The sequence below is a fragment of the Streptomyces fodineus genome, from assembly GCF_001735805.1.
GTDB lineage: Bacteria > Actinomycetota > Actinomycetes > Streptomycetales > Streptomycetaceae > Streptomyces > Streptomyces fodineus.
Map to the genome: position 1 here is coordinate 2,134,165 of NZ_CP017248.1, position 19,066 is coordinate 2,153,230.

Consider the following 19,066-nt stretch of genomic DNA (forward strand, 5'->3'; position numbering starts at 1 on the left):
GGGCAGCGGCCACCACACCCACACCGTATGGCGGCCCCAACCGCCGGCGCCTGCACCCCGCTCACCCACGTGTACATCGACATCGGCTTCGCCCGTATCCAGCGCTACCTCGCCCGTACCGCGAAGCTACGCGGCCGCCGCGCCGCCAGTGACCACCTGGCCCGCGCCACCGACAGCGCGGCCGTGGCGGCCGGGCTGCCCGGCCGGCTCGCCGGATGGGCCGAGGTGAACCCGGAGGCGGGCAGGGCGGACGGTGTCATCAGCCTGCGCCTGACCGCGCACGATCCCGGCGAGCGCGATCGGCGCATCCAGCAGGTGACCGATGCGGTCCTCGACGGGCTGCGGGAGCAGTTCCCCGGCGCGGAGCTGGAGGCGGTGTGGGGCACGGGCGAGACGTATCTCGCCGCGCGGGTGGCCGATATGGTCCCGCGTCAGGTGCACGGTGAGGCCCGCATCGACCTGCCGGCGCCCGCCGAATTCCCCCTCGCCCAGCCCTGCCGGCTGTGCCACACCGACCCTGCCGCCGTACGCCGCCCGGTACCGGGTGAACGTAAACTGCAGGCCATCTGCCCGGACTGCGCGCACCGCCTGGAGCACGACCGACAGGCCCGGGCCGGGGAACGGAAGGGCGATACGGGGGCAAGCGCCGAGTCCCGGCTGCGGGCCGCGATCGGCTGCGCCGAGGCCCCCGACACCCTTACGGAGCTGGCCCGCTTCTCCCTGCACAACAGCGAAGAGGAACCGGACGTAGACATGCCGGGCGAGCAGCCCAGGGTGGACGGGCCGGCTGGCCGGCGTGCCGGCCCCCGCGGTGCCGGGGGAGACGGGCGCGGCGAAGGCGGGCGGGAGACCAGGGGCGGGTCGGCCGACGCGGGCGGCTCCCGTGCGACCCAGCTCGCCACTGTCTACCTCGACGGCAACGCCGTCGGCGCCTTCTTCCGCGCCCTCGCTTCGGCGGCCTCCTCGGCCCCGCGGGCGGACGAGCTGAGAGGGGCCAAGGAGACGATCTCGGTCAAGCTCGCCGACGCCACCGTCCACGCCCTGGAGTGGGCGACCCTGCAAGCAATGGACGACACCGGGGGCGACGGCCCGCTGCTCGTCGTCCCGCACGTGGTGGGCGGCGATGACGTCCTGGTCACCCTGCCCGCCGACCGGGCGTGGACGTTCACGCTCACCTACCTCGACACGTTCCGCACCCTGCTCGAGGAAGCCACCACGCCGGTCCTCGGACTGCTCCCCGAGCCGCCTCCCGGGCACGAGCACCCCACAGCGCCGACCGCATCGGCCGGGATCGTCTTCGCCCACAGCACCTACCCCATGAACCTCGTGGTCGAGCTGGCCGAGGAACGCCTCGCCCGCGCCAAACGGGCCACCAGCGGCGCCGCGTGCTCGGTCGACTTCGTCGACGTCACCGCCGACGGACCGCAGGGCACCGACGATCCCGCCCTCGCCCTCACAGCCCCGGCCTCAGCACTGAACACGCCGCGGACCGTGCAGGATAAGCCGCCGATGGCCCTGGATGCGCGGGCCCGCACGGCGCTCACCGCTTTGGCCCGGGCCCCGCGCAGCCACCGCCGTGAGCTGGCCGCCGCCGTCAGAGCACACGGGCCGCTGATCGCCGCCCGGACGGTCGGCGCCCGCGTCGGGCACCAGCACCTGGCCGATGCCCTCGGCGTCTTCGTGCCCACCGGATTACCCGAGCTGTCGCCTGCTTCCGCCACCGGGGCACCGGCTCTTGCCGGTTCCGGCTTGCAGCCGCAGCCCATCACCCTGTCCCATGCCCTGCGCATCGCCCGGTGGTGGCCGACCTCATGATCATCACGCTCACCTTCCACAGTGCCTTTCGCGTCGGGACCGGAAACGCCGACGGCACCGCCCACGCCACCATCGACCGGGACACCCCCGTGCCCGCCTCCTCCCTCAAGGGCCTGATGCGGGCCAGCGCCGAACGGCTGCTGCCCTACCGTCCGGAGGTCGTCGACGCCGTGTTCGGTACCCCCAGGCGTCCGTGCCCGTGGCACTGGAGCCCGGCACGGTTCGCCCCGCCGCCGGGCCCCTGGGACCCGACGCACCCCCAGGACCAGCGCAGACCTCGAGGGGCGGGCCCAGAACCGGAAGCGGAGACGGATGCGGACCTCACCCCGCCCGTCGCTCTGCGCGCCCGGGTCAAAATTGATCCGGCGACCGGGACCGCCCTCGGCGACCACCTCGTGTTCGCCGAGGAGATGTCCGCCGCCACCGCCCGCTTCACCGTCACCCGCACTGGGCCGCTCCCCCTCGACCGCGACGGCCGACCCCTGTCCGGCCTGGCCGAGCAGGATCACCTCGCCGTGCTGGCCTGCGCAGCGGCCGGCCTGCACGAACTGGGTGCCGGACGCCGACGCGGCCTGGGCTGGGTCAGCTGCCAAACCGACCAACCCGCGCTGGACGGCACACTCCTGGCCCGCTTCGACCAGCTCGCCGCCGTGCCCGCCGACGAGGCCGACGAGCCCGTCCCACCCGTTCACCCCGCCGGCGGATCCGCCGCGACCGGCCCGGCGCCCGCGCCCACCGAGACGGGAGACGCCCGATGACCGCCCCACCGGCCCCCGCAGCGGGCAGCACCGTGACGGTGTACGACGCCACCGTCACCGCCCGCCAGCCGCTCGCCCTGGGCACCCGCCCCGCCGGCACCGCGCCCACCCGCACCCACCGGCACATCCCCGGCTCGGTCCTGCGCGGCGCACTCGCCGCCCTCTGGATCGCCGCCCACGGCACACCCGACCGCCTCCAGAACGCCGACCCCGCCCTGTACGCCCAGTTCATCGAACTGTTCGAAGGCGGCGTGCGCTACGAACCGCTGTACGCGCCGGGCTGGCAGATCGTGCCGATGTCCGTGCTGCGCTGCAAATACCCACGCAACCAGACATGCGCGAGCTGGGTCGAGGACGAGGCGTTCCCGGCCGCCGACGACGGCCTGTGCCCGCACTGCAAGGCCCCCGGAATGCGGTCCAAGGGCGTGGTGGAGCCGGTCCACACGGCCGCGTCACCGAGCGAGTCCACCCGCGACCTGGTCAGCCAGGCGGTACGGCTGCAGCTCGACGACGCCACCGGGACCGCCGAGGACGGCCTGCTGTTCACCCGGGAAGCGCTGCGGCCCCGCATGCGTGACGGCCGCGCGCGCACGTTCACCGGCCGGATCGTCGTCCCCGCCAGCCTGTCCGCCGGAGCGCTCGCCTGGCTCACCCGCCCCGCCCGCCACCGTCTCCACCTCGGCGGGCGGCGCAGCACCGGCGGCGGCGCCGACCTCCACCTCACCCCCGCCACCCCGGCCATGTCGACCGCCGCGGGCGGCGCGGGCGCAGCCCCCCGCTCCAGCACCGACGACCCCGGTGCCGGCGCCGGGAAGTGCCTTGCTCTACGGCTGACCTCGCCCGCCCTGTTGACCGACCCCTGCGGGCTGCCCATGACCGCCCCCGACACCGGCGAACTCGGTAACCTGCTCGGCGTGCCGGTCACCCTCGTACGGTCCTGGATGCGGCACGAGCACATCGGCGGCTGGCACGCCGCCGCCAACCTGCCCAAACCCGTGGAACTCGCGGCCAGCGCGGGCAGCACCTACCTCATCGAACCCGCCCGGCCCCCGGAGCCCGGCCGCGTGGCCGCCCTCGCCGACCGCGGTCTCGGGCTGCGGCGCGCCGAGGGATTCGGCTCCCTGACCGTGGCCGCCACCGCCTGGCGGCCTACCGCACCACCACGCCTGACGGCCGCCGCGCCCGCCGGGTACAGCGATGCGGACCGGGTGGAAGCCGCCGCCCAGATCCTCACGCAAACCGGCCACGGTGCATGGTTCCTCAACGAACTGCGCGCCTACATCACCGCCCGCGCCCAGGGCGCCGAACGCCACACCAGCCTCCTGGACCGCCCGCACCTGGCCGGCCTCACCCCCGGCCAGCGCCGCACCGTCGAAGCAATCCTGATGCGGCCCGACCACGAACTGCCGCTCCTCGACGCCATCCTCATACGCCTCGAAGCCCGTATCCGAAGCGGTAGGAGCGCGGGCCCGGAGGACGACGGCGCGGGTTCCACGGCCCCCACGGGAGACGACCGGTGATCATCCGACTGTATGAACTCGTCCTCACCCTCGACACCCCCGGCGCTGTCAGCGCCCCGGAGAGCCGGGGACCGGGCAGCGCCCTGGACGCCGCTCTGCCCGTGGCCCGCGACCACACCGGCCGCCCGGCCGTGCCGGCCACCTCTCTGGCCGGCTCCCTCAGCGCCCACGCCGCCGCCCACAGCGGCCCGGAGGCGGTCCTGTTCCTCTTCGGCGGCACCCGCCAGGAGACCGACCCGGACGACCCCACGCGCCCGCGCACCATCGCGGTGGCCTCACCCGTCCGTTTCCTCGGCACCCACACCCGATTGCCGGACACCGCGCCCAAGACCGTGCACCGCACCCGCAACGCCATCGACCGCCACCGCGCAGCTGTGACGCCTCATGCCCTGTTCACCCGCGAACTCCTCCCGCCCGGCGCCGAGATCACCCTGTGGCTGCGCCTCGACGCCGACCCCGTCCCCCCCGCCACCCCAGCTGCAGAACGGGTCGACGCCCACGAGCGATCCGCCCGGGCCGCAGAGGAACGGGCCTTGGCGCTGGAAGGCCTGCTGGCCACCTGGCGTCCGGTCATCGGCGGCTCCCGCGGCACCGGCCACGGCCGCGCCCGCATCACTGCAGCACGCCGCCGCACCCTCGACCTCACCGACCCCGCCGACCGCCGCCACTGGCTTCTCAAAGGCGGCCCGGCTCTCTACGACGACGCGCAGGACATCGCAGCGCAGCTCCTCCCCCGCAGCGACGACCCCGGACACAGCTCAGACCTCGACGGGCAGGAGAACGCCAAGGCGCAGAACGCTGGGTACCATCTGCTGCTGGGCCGTGTCCTGGCCTTCGACGTCGTCGACGCCCTGCACATCGGCACCGGCCGCATGTCGCAGGAAGGCCGCCGCGCGACCGACGCGGCCCTGCTGCACCGCGACCACCAAGACCGTCCCGCGATACCCGGTTCCGCCTGGAAGGGCCTGCTGCGGTCCCGCTGCGAGTTCATCCTCCACAGCCTCGGACAGAACGCCTGCTCGCCGCCGCACACACAAACCCCGGACACGCACGGGACCGGCGTGAAGCAGGACGGCGAGCAAGGTGAGAAGCCGCAGTGTCAGGGCACCTGCCGCATCTGCCGGGCGTTCGGGCACACCGGAGGGCGCGGACGCCTCGTCTTCCTCGACTCCCCCTTGCTCGCCCACGACGCCCCCCACCTCGGCCCGGACGGCGGCGCCCCGGCCCGGGTGACCCGCCGCAACCACATCGCGCTCGACCGCGTCACCGCAGGCGTCGCCGCCGGCGTTCTCTACACCTACGAAGTCGTCGAGCAGGCCCGCGCCGAACTACGCATCCTCGATGATCCGCCCGACCCCGCCCACGCGCCACCACCGGATGAGCTCCTCCTCGACGTGCTTCGCCTGGCCCTGCACGACCTGCACACCGGCGCGATCGGCATCGGCCACGCCACCACCCGCGGCTACGGCACCCTGCATGGCGCCGACGACGACAGCGACGGCACACAAACCAGCCCGTCCACCGCGATGTTCCTGGGCGCCGCAGCCCGCGAGGCCCGCGCCCGCCTCGGCCGTGCCCTCTTCGCCTCCTCTTCACCGGAAGCCGCCGTATGACCCCGTCCGTCCGCCCTGCCCCGCCACCCCTCGTCCGTACGGTCCGCATGCGCCTGCACCGCATCGGCACCCTCACCTGGCCCGCGCTGCGCGCCCTGCTCACCGAGGATTCCGCCTACACCGGAGCCCGCTGCGCCTGGACCGACCTGAACGGCTTCCGCCTCGAACCCGCCACCGCCCTGCCCGCCGAACCGCCCGTCGCCACCCACCTGTGGGCCTGGACCTCCCAGACCGCGCTCCGCTCACGTATCGACACCGGCCGCGCGTTGACCTGTGCACTGCTGCCCGACACGGGCGCGACCGGGGAATCCGTGCCCGTGCGCATCCGTCCCGCCATTGCCTGGCCAGGCGACGACCACCAGGTCGGCCGCCCCGACCGACCCCTGGCCGCCAGCAGCATCGAGCTCCTCGAGCTCACCGGAGCTGCCCCCGTCACCTTCGTACGCGAGACCCCCGCCGACCGTCCTCCCTATCCGGCCCCTCCGGCAAGGAGCAGCTGATGCCGTTCCGCTGGAGCCTCGTACTGAAGGCCGAACGCCCCACCGAACGCCCCGTCCCGCCCAAGCAACTCCACGGGCTCGCCGCCACCCTCCTCGAACAGGCCGGTGCCGATCACCACGCCCAGACCAAGCCCTACACCGTCTCTCCCCTCATGGCCGCCCACGGCCGGGGCCGCAATGCGCCCGGTGCCGCAGCCGTCCTGCACCTCGGCTGGCTCCCCGACGCCCCCCGCCCCGATCTCACCCTGCTGACGGGAACCCGTCTGCGCTTGGGTGCCCAGTTCTTCACCGTCGCCTCTGCATGGGAAGAGGCCATGCCGTATGCCGCCCTGGCGATGGCGATGCCCGCCGAACGGGCCGTCATGCACTTCCGCTCCGTCACCTACTTCTCTCGCGCCGGCCGCGCACATCCCCTGCCGGACCCGGGACTGCTCTATGGGAGCCTGATACGACGCTGGAACCGCTACGCCCCCGAACAAGCCCACATCACCGACGTAGAAGAAAAAGAACTCCTGGGCACCGTGGTCCTCTGCGCACACGACATCTGCTCCAGCCCCGTTGACCTCGGCTCCGGCACGCGTGTCGGCTTCACCGGCACAGCAACCTTCCGCCTCCACGGTCCACAAACGCCCGCTATGCAGCAGCAGTTCACCGCACTGTCCCAATTCGCCAGCATCGCTGGCGCAGGCGCCCAAACTACCCACGGCCTTGGCCACACCCAAGTCCGCCTCTCGTGTCCGCCCACGTAGCCGCACCCACGACGACACCCCCCGAAACCCCGATTCCTGCACAACGCGTTTTCGCACGTCAGGCCCACCGAAGCGCCAACAGGTGCGCAAGTCATCATCCTATGGAAGCCGTGGAGCATGATCCTGCGCAGCGTGACAGCATCACCGCAGGTCAACCGGGGCAAAAAGCGGGAAGTACAGAACAACGCCCGTCCGAAGGGCATAGAAACTCGAGCCACTCGGTCCGCGGGTCCTTCAGTTCGGGTAAATTGCAGAACAATGCCCGCCCGATGGGCATAGAAACGCTGCAACGTCAGGATTGGGCGATTCTTGCCATCCGTATTCCAGAACAACACCTGCCCGAAGGGCATAGAAACGTGGGAAGCAGGAGCGACGGGAAGTAGAGCCCTGCATTGCAGAACAACGCCCGCTCGAAGGGTATGGAAAGATAATGTCTGGGCCCGCAAAGCGAAAAGGGCTTCTTATGGGTGATCTTCTTTAATCCGAGTCCTCTCTGCTGGCGGCATGGCAGGAAGCTCAGGCGAATGATCTGGAGGACGGGAAGGTCAGCGATCAGGTGGCCGAGTACGCACGTGGGGTGCTGGCACGGCTGACAGATCTGGGGCGGGACCTGAAGCCCGGTTCGTGGCGGCCGGGTCCGGTGTACGCGATGGAGATCGCCAAACCCGCCCGTCCCGTCGCCGGCGACGGGACGATGCGGCCCCTACGCGATCCGGCCCGTGACGACGCGGATGACGACGGATAGGGGCGCAGACGCACACTCCCCGGTCCTCAGGGTCGACGGCACCGGGCGTAACAGGCGCTCAGCGACGCACCGACGCCCGCGGTTTCTGACGATTCGCGCCGGGAGAAATAGGTGTGGAGACGCTCTGTGCCGCATGGCAGCAGGGCGAGAGAGATGAAGGAGGGGGAGGGGCATGGGCGTCGCGAGCGGCCCGGATGAGGGGTGGATGGATTTGGCGGACGCGATCACGCTGCTGCGGGACCAGATCGCCGAGGCCCAGGACCGGATCGCCGGTCCTGCGGGCGGTGACCGGGGGGTGCTGTTCACGCTGGGAGAGATCACGCTGGACCTCGGCCTGGAGCTCACCGGTACAAAAGGAGTCAACGGGGGGCTGCGGTGGAGCGTGATCAGCCTGGGCGGAAAGAAGGAGAGCGGCACGAAGGCCATTCACACGATGACCGTGAAGCTGAACCCGCACCGGCCCGGCGGCGGGGACATCGACGTCAGTGACGACGAATAGCTTCTCCGGGCACATGCGAGAAGCCCGAGGGGGAGCGGGGGAGAACTGATGGAGTTAGACCGACGGGTGCAGATCCGGGTGGACCGGCTGGTGAAGGGAGAGAGGAAGGAGGGGTTCGGGTCGGGTTACCTGGTCGCGCCGCGTCTGGTGCTGACCGCCGCTCACGTCCTGGACCATCTGGATCCGGCAGCCGGGGATCCGGTCACGGTGAGCCTGCCCGATGCCGGCGATCAGGAGTTCTCCGCGGCCGTGTGCTGGCAGCGCAAAGACTCTGTCGTGGATGCCGCGCTGATCGAGATTGCCGAGGGCCAGGGCTGGCAGGTACCGCAGTCCCTGAGCGATCTGCTTACCCGGCCGCCCCAGCGGTACGGCATCATCATCGGAGCCCGCCCCCACCCGGTCACCTCGGGCGGCTTTCCCCGCATGCAGAAGGACGCCACAGACGGCCGACGGCGGGATGAGCAGTTCATCGGCCACATCCCCCCAGGGAGCGGATCCTTGGCCGGCCGCTACGAGCTCACCGGCACCGCGCCCACTCCCGCCGCGGCAGACCCCCCCGGCGGCCGGAGCCGCTGGGCGGGCATGTCAGGAGCTGCCGTCCTCACCGAGGACGGCTACGGCGAAGACCTGCTGTGCGGCGTCATACGCCGCGACCGCCAGGCCGACGGCGGTACTCGCCTGACCGCCACCCCCGCCTCATGTCTCATCGCTGACGACGCCTTCCGTGCCCTGATCACCAAGCACACCGACGGCTGGGAACCCGTCCTCGAACCGGTAGAACCCGCCGCCCTGCTCACCCCCGCCGCAGTCGACCGCAACCTCAGCTCCCCCGCCGCCCTCCTGCGCGCCAATACCGAGGCCGTCGCTTTCCACGGCCGCGCCACAGAACTCGCCGACCTGCAAGCCTGGTGCGAGAATGGCCCGCCCGCCATCCAGCTGCGAGTGCTGACCGGCCCCGGAGGACAGGGGAAGACCCGCCTCGCCCGCCGCCTCACCGACACCGTCGGCTGGCGAGGCTGGGTCACCGGGCACCTGCGCTCCGACCTCACCGACGACCCCGCCCCGGACGCCGCACCGCCCGACTTCACCACCCTGACCACATCCCTGCCCCTACTCGTGGTCGTCGACTACGCCGAGACCCGCCCCCGCCTGCTCCGCCGCCTCATCACCCACCTGCACCGCTCCCGCCACCGCGTGCGCGTGCTACTCCTGGCTCGATCCGACGGCCAATGGCGCACCGGCTCACTCCAGGCCGTCCCCGCTGTACGGGACCTGCTCGAAGAAGCCCCGGTCACCCCGCGCGCCCCGCTCATTCCCACCAGCCGACCCACCAGGGACCGCCACCACGCCTTCCACCGCGCAGCCCAGGACCTCGCCTGCCTGCTTCCGCTGATCCCCACCCTGCCCCAACACGACTGGACATCCCTGGCCACCGCGCTGCGGCCCCCCGCAGACCTGCACGAGCACCGCTACGACAACATCCTCACGCTGCAGATGACCGCCCTGGTCGGCCTCCTGCAGCACGGACCCCGGCCCGTCGATGCGGCCCCCGGCACACCACCGGAGCGCACCCTCCTCAAACACGAGGACCGTTTCTGGGAGGCCAGCGCGAAATCGTCCGCCTACAGACTCGACCTGCCTGCCCCCACCCTGGGCGCTGCCGTGGCGGTGGCCGCCCTGTGCGGAGCCGCCACGAAGGACGAGGCCCTGCGCGTCCTCACGACACTGCCCGACCTGCCCGCCCACCAGACGGCACCTGCCGCCAACTGGCTCGCCTCCCTGTACCCAGCCGACGGCGACCGCTACTGGGGCTCCCTCCAACCCGACCGCATCGCCGAGTACCTCGCTTCTCACACCCTCGCCGAAGGCAACATCCTGCTGCCCGCTCTGTTCAACGCGGCAGCGCCCGGACAGCAGGCCCAGCTCATCACCGTCATAGCCCGTGCCGCCATCGCCCACTACAACGCCGGCCGTACCCCCGACAGCGAACAAGTTCTGCACACCCTGGACACGGCCCTGGACACCGCTTTCCTCTCCTACCAAGCCGCCCAGGCGGCAACAGACGCACTCCCCTCCCCCTCCCGCATCACCGCCCCTCTCGCCCTTCGCCTTGATACCGCCCTCGTTCACATCAACCAGCAACTCGCGGCGGACAACCCGGCCGTCTACGAACCCGACCTCGCCATCTCGTTGACCAGTCTCGGTAGCCGCCTGGCGGAAATGGGGCGGTGGAGTGAGGCCTTGACCGCCACCGAGCAGGCAGTGGAGATCTACGTGCGACTCGCGGCGGGCAACCCGGCCGCCTACGAGCCCGGCCTCGCTACTTCGCTGTCCAACCTCGGCATCCGGTCGTCGCAGGTGCGGCGGTGGGGCGAGGCCCTGAACGCCACCAAGCAGGCAGTGGAGATCCGGCGTCGACTCGCGGCGGGCAATCCGGCCGTCTACGAACCCGACCTCGCCGCCTCGTTAACCAACCTCGGTGGCCAACTGACGGAGATGGGACGAGGGAGCGAGGCCCTGAACGCCACCGAGCAGGCAGTGGAGATCTACGTGCGACTCGCGGCGGGCAACCCGGCCGCCTACGAGCCTGGGCTGGCTACCTCACTGTCCAACCTCGGCATCCAACTGGCGGAGGCGGGGCGAGGGAGCGAGGCCCTGAACGCCACCAAGCAGGCAGTGGAGATCCGGCGTCGACTCGCGGCGGGCAATCCGGCCGTCTACGAACCCGACCTCGCCGCCTCGTTAACCAACCTCGGTGGCCAACTGACGGAGATGGGACGAGGGAGCGAGGCCCTGAACGCCACCAAGCAGGCAGTGGAGATCTACCAGCAACTCGCAGTGGACAACCCGGCAGCTTTCGAACCCAACCTGGTCGCCTCGTTAACCAACCTCGGTAGCCAACTCACGGAGCTGGGGCGGTGGAGTGAGGCCTTGACCGTCACCAAGCAGGCAGTGGAGATCCGGCGTCGGCTCGCGGCGGGCAATCCGGCCGTCTACGAACCCGACCTCGCTACCTCACTGTCCAGTCTCGGTAGCCGACTGACGGAGGCGGGGCGGTGGAGTGAGGCCTTGACCGCCACCAAGCAGGCAGTGGAGATCTACCAGCAACTCGCAGTGGACAACCCGGCCGTCTTCGAACCCGACCTCGCCGCCTCGTTAACCAACCTCGGCATCCAACTGGCGCAGGCGGGGCGACGGAGCGAGGCCCTGAACGCCACCAAGCAGGCAGTGAAGATCTACCAGCAACTCGCAGTGGACAACCCGGCAGCTTTCGAACCCAACCTGGCCGCCTCGTTAACCAACCTCGGCATCCAACTGGCGCAGGCGGGGCGACGGAGCGAGGCCCTGAACGCCACCAAGCAGGCAGTGGAGATCTACCAGCAACTCGCAGTGGACAACCCGGCCGTCTACGAACCCGACCTAGCCGCCTCGCTGGCTGCCTTCGCGATGGTTCTGGCAGAGCAGGGCGGCCTCTCGGCAGCGTTGCGTGCGACAGGTGAGGCTGTGGAATTCTACCGCAGGCACATTGCTGCGACACCGTTCATACTTCCGCAACTTCACGCTGTGCTGGGCTTACAAGCAGATCTGCTCGATGAATTCGGAGATGCCAAGGAAGCACAGGCAGTCCGTCGCTGGCTCGGGGAAAATCCACTCCCGCCCGATTCTCATAATTGACCGGTTGCGAGAGTTCCGCGAGAGCCCGGAGTCGATCACGTGCTCAAAACCGGGACGTTCTGCGAGACAGTTCTGACAGGCTTCCGGGGTGGATCTGACGCGCGATCAGCCGAAGTCGCGGTAGAACGAAACGACTGTCCGAAGTGTGAAGCCCTTGCCGGCAGTCCGTACCGCACCCGCGGCGGGAAGACCGCGACGAAGTACCACACCGCCCGCTTCGTCCTCGTGACCACCCTCCGGGAGGAACTCGACCTCCTCGTGCCGGAGGACCGGGGACCGGGTCGGCCGTGGAAACCGGGCCCGCCCGTCGTGGCGGCGTCGGCCGCCACGACGGCCAAGCCGATCCGGATCGGGTACGCCCGCTGCTCGACCGCCCAGCAGGAGTTGCAGAGCCAGCTCGATGCGCTCGAACCGCTCTGCAAGCGGATCTTCTCCGAGAAGATCAGCACTCCTGGCCGCCGCCGTCCAGATCGAGCGCAACTACATCCGGGAGAAGACCCTGGAGGGCCAGGTCACCGCCGCGGCCAAGGGCAACCACGGCGGACGGCCCAAGGTCATCGACGACATGCTCGTCTTCGCCCGCGCGCTGAAGGACCGCGGCGTCCCCGTCCCGGAGATCGCGAATAAGCTGACGATCAAGACGGGCAATCCCGGACTGAAGGGCTGCAGAGTCACTCGGAGAGCCACAGGTCCGGGGCCACTCCGTTGTTTCCTCGGCGCGTAAACTGGAAATGCCTATTCGGACTGTTCTCCCAGTACTGTCGTCGGCGTCTCCATCTGCCCTGACCAGGGTGTTCGTCGCCTCGCAGAGGGTGGTGCCGTCCAGACTCCGTGACGCACTTCGACTCCAATTCGACCCGGCCGATTTGTCCACGCCGAGGAAAGGCGCCTGACCTGCGGAAATAAAGAGCGGCAGACGAGTCGGGCTGTACGCCGGGTTCAGATCGAGACGGTCAGCCGTCCCCACCAACGGCCGGCCCACGTTCGCGACGGTTCCGCTTCAGCGCGTTCCTCGGTCGGCACAAGACGGCAAAGCTGCCGTGTAATACCCCTATAAGAGATGTGTCAGCATCGAGGAGTTATCTGGTCCCGGCGCCAACAGCGCATGTTCCAGCCCGCATCCGAGGCATACTCAAGGCCGGACGACCCCCAGAAGATCCGCGTGTCGCTCCCCGACGAGCCACCCGAAGTGACCGAGTCCGTCGCTGCCGCCCTTCTGCACCTCCTTCACGCCTTGGTCGCCGATCCCGCCCAAGCATGCCCCGGAGCCGGAAACGGCTAGCACAGGAGGACCCCACTGGCTCTTCTCGCCCATCCGAGGTACGACAGAGCGCCACATAACACCCGCAACGCGCTCCACGCCTACACCCCGGGGGTCTGACCGGACATGATCCGTTTCGCGTTCGCCGGCCGCTGCTCCACCGAGGACCTCCAAGACCCGGAGGCCTCCAGAAACTGGCAGCTCACCCGCGCCCGAGCCCTGATCGAACCCGCCGGCGGCCAGATCGTCGCCGAGTACTTCGACATCGGCCACAGCCGCTCCCTGCCCTGGCAGCGCCGCCCCCGCGCCAACGAACTCCTCCAAGCCCTCCGCGACCCCAACCGCGGCTTCGAGGCCGTCGTGATCGGAGAACCCCAGCGCACCTTCTACGGCAACCAGTTCGGCAACACCTTCCCCGTCTTCGTCCACTTCCGCATCCCCCTGTGGGTCCCGGAGGTGGGCGGACCCATCGACCCCGACAACGAGGCCCACGACCTCGTCATGTCCGTCTTCGGCGGCATGAGCAAGGGCGAGCGCAACCGCATCAAGATCCGGGTGCGCACGGCGATGAGCTCCCAGGCCAAGCTCCAGGGCCGCTACCTCGGCGGGCGGCCACCCTACGGCTACCGGATCGCCGACGCAGGCCCCCACCCCAATCCCTCCAAGGCCGCCGCCGGCCAGCGCATCCATAAGCTCGAGCCCGACCCCGCCGCTGCGCCCGTCGTGCAGCGGATCTTCCGTCTGTACGTGGACGGCATGAGCTACAGCGCCATCGCCGCCCAGCTCACCCGGGAAGGCGTCCCCTGTCCCTCCGCCCACGACGCCACCCGCAATCCGCACCGCAACAAGACCGCATGGCAGCAGGGCGCCGTGCGCGCCATCCTCCTCAACCCCCGCTACACCGGCCACGAGGTCTGGAACAAACAGCGCAAGGAAGAACGCCTTCTCGACGTCGACGACGTCACCCTCGGCCACCGCACCCACATGACCCACAATCCCGTCGAGGAGTGGATCCACTCCAACGAACCCGCCCACGAAGCGATCATCAGCTCCGATCTCTTCGATGCCGCCCGCACCGTGCGCACACAGCGCGCCCGCAACCAGGGGCGGCAGGAGCGCGCCGGCAAGCCGGGCGCGCGCCCCTACGCTCTGCGCGGCCGGGTCCGGTGCAGCCTGTGCGGGCGGAAAATGCAGCCCGCCACCATCCGCAGCCGCGTCTACTACCGCTGCGAGTTCAAAGAGGAAGAAGCCGCCCTCTATCCCGACCTCACCCACCCGCGCACCGTCTACCTGCGCGAAGACATCGTGTGCCAGGCCCTGGACCGGTGGATCGCCCGCACCTTCGCCCCCGACCGGCTCTCCGCCACCATCGAAGCGCTCACCCACGCAAGTGCCGCAGCAAGCACCGCAGAGCCCCAGACCCCCGAACAGGCCCAAGCACGCCAGGCGATCAAGGACTGCGAGCGGCGCCTCGCCCGATACCAGGCAGCCCTCGACGCCGGAGCCGACCCCGCCGTCGTCACCCAGTGGATCAACGAGGCCCAGCGGGACAAGGACGCCGCGCAGAAGAAGCTCGACGCGCACCCCGCCGCCACTCGGAAGAAGCAATCCCCGCTCAACGCGCAACAGATCCGGCAGATCACTGAGAGTCTTGGAGATATTGCAAAGCGCATCCAGACCGCCGCCGCCGAGAAGAAAGGTCCGCTCTACGAAGCCCTGGGCGTCACCATCAGCTACGAACACGCAACGAGGACCGCGATCGTAAGATCGAGGCCCTCGTCACCGTATCGTCAATCGTTGTGTCCGAGGGGGGACTTGAACCCCCACGCCCGATAAAGGGCACTAGCACCTCAAGCTAGCGCGTCTGCCATTCCGCCACCCGGACTAGGTGTCTGCCGCCTTGCCGCAGGTGTTCCCCGCGGCGACATGGACAACAATACCAAGGTTTCGGAGTGCGTTTCACCTGCGTATCCGCCCCAGGGCGGCGGCCCCGGGGCGGGCAGGGGCCGGGGATCGGCGACGGTATGCAGAATGCAATATTTTGCATGCAGTCGGTGAGGGTCAGGGCCTGAGCTGGTACTCGGGAAGCGGCGCCCTCCTCGTGCGCGCCGTGCCGACGAAGGCGCCGCGCCAGGGCGCGCCGAACCCGCCGAACAACTCGTCGCAGTCACCGCGGGAGCGGGGGGTGCCGTGCCCGGTCTTGAAGGCGTGGATCTGCGGGGCGAGCCGGTCGTAGGTGGCCCGGTCGTCCGTGGCGAGCGTGGCGACCAGCGCCCCGTTGGACGCGTTCATGGCGGCCAGCAGCTCGGCCTCGGTGTCGGCCGGCACGATCGTGTCGACGGGGCCGAAGGCTTCCGGGGGGTGCAGCGGGGAGGGTGGCGGCGGGTTGACGAGGGTGACCGGGTGGACGTAGGCCCGGGTGTCCTAGCCCGGCAGGAATCGCGTGTCGGCGGGGTGGCCGCGGTACGGCGCCCCGGTCGACGGCCTCGGCGACCTGGTCGGTGAGTTCCTTGGCGGCCGCGTTGATCAGCGGCCCGAAGGCCAGCTCGGGCAGCGGGTCGGCCGGATTCGCGACCGCGCGGGGGCCGACGCGGACGGAGCGGACCGCGGGGAGGTAGGCGGACAGGAACGCGTCGAACAGGGAACGCTGCACGACGAAGCGCGAGCGCCGTCGCGAGGGTCAGGCAGGCCACACCGCCGTCGGTCGGCGTCTTGGCGATCACGGCGTTGCCTGCCAGGGCCTGCACCAAGGCCTGCACCAGGGCGGCGTGGGCGAGCACGCTCATCGGATGGTTCCAGCTGGCGAGGGGCGGGCGTCAAGACGATGCTCTGGTGGCCGTGCCGGCGGTGGAGTCCCGGTCGTGCGCGGCGGTCCGGCCGGTGGACGCGCCCTTGTGATCAGGACCCGTTGCGCTCGTGGTAGGAGCGGCGGGTGTATTCGGTGTGGTACCGCATGAGGTAGGCGGCCCGCTCGTCGTCGCGGTCGGCGATCGCGGCGATCAGTTCCCGGTGCTCGATCCACGACTGCCGTCCGCGCTGCTGGGCCACCGGGGTGTAGCACCAGCGGACCCGCCGGTCGACCTGGGCGGCGAGCTCGGTGAGGACCGCGTTGCCCGCAAGTTCCATGATCTTGGCGTGGAAGGCCGCGTTGAGGGCGACGGCGCGGTCCACGTCGTCGTCGGCGACCGCCTTCTCCCCCTCGGCGCACAGTTCCACCAGCGCACCGACCTTCTCGGCGGTGGCGTCGATGGCGGCGAGCCGGGCCGCCTCCGCCTCCAGCAGGGTGCGGACCGTGAGCAGTTGGTCGGCCTCCTCCTCGGTCGGCTCGTGCACGAACGCGCCCTGCGCGGGCCGTAGATCGACCCAGCCCTCGGTGTTGAGCCGTTGCAGCGCCTCGCGCACCGGCTGCCGGGAGACGCCGAGGTGTCCGGCGAGTTCGCTCTCGACCAGGTGCTGGCCGGGCTGGAGGGCGCGGGTGGTGATGAGCTCCAGCAGCGCCTCGTAGACGCGTTCGCGCAGCGGTCCGGGCCGCTCCAGCTTGGGCACGGCCCCGTGTGGCAGTCCGGTCGGCAACATCGCGGTCCCCCTCCTGGGCAGGTCTGGCGCGTAGACGCTGGACGCTCAGTGTCGATTGTCTTTTGTCTACAGTCTGCGGTGCACACAATCCAGCTACGGGCCGGACAATCCGGCCCGGTGCACCGGCTTCGCCGGCTCACGGGCAGCGTACGACCTGCCCGGCGTACGACAGATTGCCGCCGAAGCCGAACAGCAGCACCGGGTCGCCGGTGCTGAGCGCTCCCTGCTCGATCAACTTGGAGAAGGCGAGCGGGACACTGGCCGCCGAGGTGTTGCCGGATTCGGTGACATCGCGGGCGACCACGGCGTTGACGGCGCCGAGCTTCTCGGCGAGCGGTTCGATGATGCGCAGGTTGGCCTGGTGCAGCACGACCCCGGCGAGATCCTCGGGGGCCAGGCCCGCCTTCTCGCAGGCGCGGCGGGCGATGGCCGGCAGCTGGGTCGTGGCCCAGCGGTACACGCTCTGCCCCTCCTGCGCGAACCGCGGCGGGGTGCCCTCGATCCGCACGGCGTGCCCCATCTCGGGCACCGATCCCCACAGCACCGGCCCGATTCCCGGCTCCTGACCCGGCGGACAGGCCTCCACGACGGCGGCCCCGGCGCCGTCGCCGACCAGCACACAGGTGCTGCGGTCGCTCCAGTCGGTGACGTCGGACATCTTGTCGGCGCCGATGACCAGCGCCCGGGTGGCCGCGCCGGCCCGGACGGTGTGGTCGGCGGTGGCCAGCGCGTGTGTGAACCCAGCACACACCACGTTGACGTCCATCGCGGCCGGCTGCGGGATGCCGAGCCGGGCCGCGACCCGGGCGGCGGTGTTCGGCGACCGGTCGATCGCCGTGGAGGTGGCGACCAGGACCAGGTCGATGTCGCCGGGGGCCAGACCGGCGGCGGCCAGGGCCTTGGCGGCGGCGTGCGCGGCCAGCTCGTCGAGCGGCTCGTCGGGGCCGGCGATGTGCCGGGTCCGGATGCCGACCCGGCTGCGGATCCACTCGTCGCTCGTGTCGACCATGCCGGCCAGGTCCTCGTTGGTGAGCACCCGGGCGGGCTGGTAGTGACCGATGGCGGCGATGCGCGAGCCGTTCATGGCGGGATTCCCCTCGTGGCCGTGGGTAGCGGGATCCACAGTCTGATCAGTGACCCACGGGTACGACGGCAGGTGAAGCCACAGGAATCGGGCGTCCGAGTTGTCGGCTTCCCGCAGACCCTCGCACGCCCCAACACCCTCACCCGGTGAACAGCTGCGTCGCCTTCCCCACGCGACGGTGTGCGGGTACTGCGGGGTGGGCTGCACCCTCGCGCTCCAGGTGCAGGACAATGAGATCGTGAAGGTCACCTCGCCGCACGCCAACCCGGTGACCCACGGCAATCTCTGCATCAAGGGCCGTTTCGGCTGCCAGCACGTACAGAACCGGGGCTGATCAGGACATGGGACGAGTCACGGAACGACGCAAGGTCCTCCGCATCCGGGACGGGGCGCTCTCCACCCGGCCGGACACACTCGTCGCCGAGGAGCCCCTGGAGATCCGGCTGAACGGCAAGCCGCTCGCCATCACCATGCGCACCCCCGGGGACGACTTCGCGCTCGCGGCGGGCTTCCTGGTGAGCGAGGGCGTACTGGCGACCGCGGACGATCTGCAGAACATCGTCTACTGCGCGGGGGCGACAGCGGACGGCTCCAACACGTACAACGTGGTCGACGTGAAGACCGCGCCCGGCGTCGCCCTGCCGGACTTCACCCTGGAGCGGAACGTCTACACGTCCTCCTCGTGCGGTCTGTGCGGCAAGGCCAGCCTGGACGCCGTACGGACGACCGCCCGTTTCCCGATCGCCGACACTCCCCCGGTCCGGGTCACACCGGAGCTGCTGGCGAGCCTCCCCGACCTGCTGCGGGCGGCCCAGCGGGTCTTCGACCGGACGGGGGGCCTGCACGCGGCGGCCCTGTTCACCGAGGACGGCGAGCTGCTGGACGTACGGGAGGACGTGGGGCGGCACAACGCGGTGGACAAGCTGGTCGGGCGGGCGCTGCAGAACGGCGGGCTGCCGCTGTCACGGGCGATCCTGCTGGTCTCCGGGCGGGCCTCGTTCGAGCTGGCACAGAAGGCGGTGATGGCGGGCATCCCGGTGCTGGCGGCGGTGTCGGCGCCGTCGTCGCTCGCGGTGGATCTGGCCGTGGAGACGGGTCTGACCCTGGTGGGGTTCCTGCGGGGCAGCTCGATGAACGTGTACGCGGGCGAGGACCGGATCGCCCTGCGGGAGGCGGCCGCCCAGAGCTGAGGCGGTCGCCCAGAGCTGAGGTGTCTCCCCGCGGAACAGCGGCAGGGGCGGCCCGGTCGGCGGGGAACGCCCCCTGCGCCG

Annotated in this window: 14 protein-coding genes, 1 tRNA gene and 2 pseudogenes; 13 read left to right on the forward strand and 4 right to left on the reverse strand. The window is 70.6% G+C overall.

Annotation, left to right across the window (positions count from 1 at the left end):
• Nucleotides 1-27: 27 nt before the first annotated feature.
• The 11 genes from BFF78_RS08525 to BFF78_RS42945 all read left to right on the forward strand — a co-directional run bounded on the left by BFF78_RS08525 (nucleotide 28) and on the right by BFF78_RS42945 (nucleotide 14,971).
• Entirely contained in the window at nucleotides 28-1,815 is a 1,788-nt protein-coding gene (locus BFF78_RS08525; protein WP_159032976.1) for a Cas10/Cmr2 second palm domain-containing protein, read from the forward strand.
• Nucleotides 1,812-2,573, forward strand: coding sequence for an RAMP superfamily CRISPR-associated protein (locus tag BFF78_RS08530; protein WP_159032977.1), 762 nt, complete (start codon nucleotides 1,812-1,814; stop codon nucleotides 2,571-2,573). Before BFF78_RS08525 ends, BFF78_RS08530 begins: the two co-directional genes overlap by 4 nt.
• A complete protein-coding gene (locus tag BFF78_RS08535; protein ID WP_069777730.1) occupies nucleotides 2,570-4,093 on the forward strand; it encodes a type III-B CRISPR module-associated Cmr3 family protein in 1,524 nt (507 codons plus the stop codon). Before BFF78_RS08530 ends, BFF78_RS08535 begins: the two co-directional genes overlap by 4 nt.
• The gene (locus BFF78_RS08540; RefSeq protein ID WP_069777731.1) at nucleotides 4,090-5,706 is read left to right on the forward strand and encodes an RAMP superfamily CRISPR-associated protein; all 1,617 of its coding nucleotides are present in this window, start codon (nucleotides 4,090-4,092) and stop codon (nucleotides 5,704-5,706) included. The genes BFF78_RS08535 and BFF78_RS08540 overlap by 4 nt, the downstream gene beginning before the upstream one ends.
• Nucleotides 5,703-6,206, forward strand: coding sequence for a hypothetical protein (locus tag BFF78_RS08545; RefSeq protein WP_069777732.1), 504 nt, complete (start codon nucleotides 5,703-5,705; stop codon nucleotides 6,204-6,206). Before BFF78_RS08540 ends, BFF78_RS08545 begins: the two co-directional genes overlap by 4 nt.
• Nucleotides 6,206-6,955 (forward strand): CRISPR system precrRNA processing endoribonuclease RAMP protein Cas6, encoded by a 750-nt coding sequence (cas6, locus tag BFF78_RS08550; RefSeq protein WP_069777733.1) that lies wholly within the window; start codon nucleotides 6,206-6,208, stop codon nucleotides 6,953-6,955. The genes BFF78_RS08545 and cas6 overlap by 1 nt, the downstream gene beginning before the upstream one ends.
• Before the next feature lie 556 nt (nucleotides 6,956-7,511).
• A complete protein-coding gene (locus BFF78_RS08555; protein ID WP_069777734.1) occupies nucleotides 7,512-7,700 on the forward strand; it encodes a hypothetical protein in 189 nt (62 codons plus the stop codon).
• A gap of 172 nt (nucleotides 7,701-7,872) precedes the next feature.
• Nucleotides 7,873-8,199 (forward strand): trypco2 family protein, encoded by a 327-nt coding sequence (locus tag BFF78_RS08560; protein WP_069777735.1) that lies wholly within the window; start codon nucleotides 7,873-7,875, stop codon nucleotides 8,197-8,199.
• Nucleotides 8,200-8,247: 48 nt separating this feature from the next.
• Nucleotides 8,248-11,874: a tetratricopeptide repeat protein gene (locus tag BFF78_RS49325; RefSeq protein ID WP_079161223.1), complete on the forward strand. Its 3,627-nt coding sequence runs from the start codon at nucleotides 8,248-8,250 to the stop codon at nucleotides 11,872-11,874.
• Nucleotides 11,875-11,913: 39 nt separating this feature from the next.
• Nucleotides 11,914-12,501, forward strand: a complete 588-nt coding sequence (locus BFF78_RS50070; protein WP_418346628.1) for a zinc finger domain-containing protein — start codon at nucleotides 11,914-11,916, stop codon at nucleotides 12,499-12,501.
• Nucleotides 12,502-13,261: 760 nt separating this feature from the next.
• Complete coding sequence (locus BFF78_RS42945; RefSeq protein WP_079161224.1) at nucleotides 13,262-14,971, forward strand: recombinase family protein; 1,710 nt, start codon at nucleotides 13,262-13,264, stop codon at nucleotides 14,969-14,971.
• Here BFF78_RS42945 and BFF78_RS08580 read toward each other — a convergent pair.
• The 4 genes and pseudogenes from BFF78_RS08580 to BFF78_RS08600 all read right to left on the reverse strand — a co-directional run bounded on the left by BFF78_RS08580 (nucleotide 14,936) and on the right by BFF78_RS08600 (nucleotide 17,795).
• Nucleotides 14,936-15,020 (reverse strand) — tRNA-Leu (locus BFF78_RS08580). The two genes, BFF78_RS42945 and BFF78_RS08580, sit on opposite strands and share 36 nt — an antisense overlap.
• A gap of 176 nt (nucleotides 15,021-15,196) precedes the next feature.
• Nucleotides 15,197-15,942 (reverse strand): annotated as a pseudogene (locus tag BFF78_RS42950) (aldehyde dehydrogenase family protein); the annotation flags it as partial.
• Between the two features lie 91 nt (nucleotides 15,943-16,033).
• Nucleotides 16,034-16,711 carry a GntR family transcriptional regulator gene (locus BFF78_RS08595; RefSeq protein WP_069777741.1) on the reverse strand — a complete coding sequence of 226 codons (678 nt, stop codon included), beginning with the start codon at nucleotides 16,709-16,711 and terminating at the stop codon, nucleotides 16,034-16,036.
• A 136-nt stretch (nucleotides 16,712-16,847) separates the two neighbouring features.
• Nucleotides 16,848-17,795, reverse strand: coding sequence for a beta-ketoacyl-ACP synthase III (locus BFF78_RS08600; protein WP_069777742.1), 948 nt, complete (start codon nucleotides 17,793-17,795; stop codon nucleotides 16,848-16,850).
• Between the two features lie 175 nt (nucleotides 17,796-17,970).
• Here BFF78_RS08600 and BFF78_RS42955 point away from each other — a divergent pair.
• Both BFF78_RS42955 and fdhD read left to right on the forward strand, forming a co-directional pair.
• Nucleotides 17,971-18,129, forward strand: a pseudogene (locus BFF78_RS42955) (2Fe-2S iron-sulfur cluster-binding protein); the annotation flags it as partial.
• A gap of 7 nt (nucleotides 18,130-18,136) precedes the next feature.
• Nucleotides 18,137-18,985 (forward strand): formate dehydrogenase accessory sulfurtransferase FdhD, encoded by an 849-nt coding sequence (gene fdhD, locus BFF78_RS08605; RefSeq protein ID WP_069777743.1) that lies wholly within the window; start codon nucleotides 18,137-18,139, stop codon nucleotides 18,983-18,985.
• The last annotated feature ends 81 nt before the right edge of the window (nucleotides 18,986-19,066 follow it).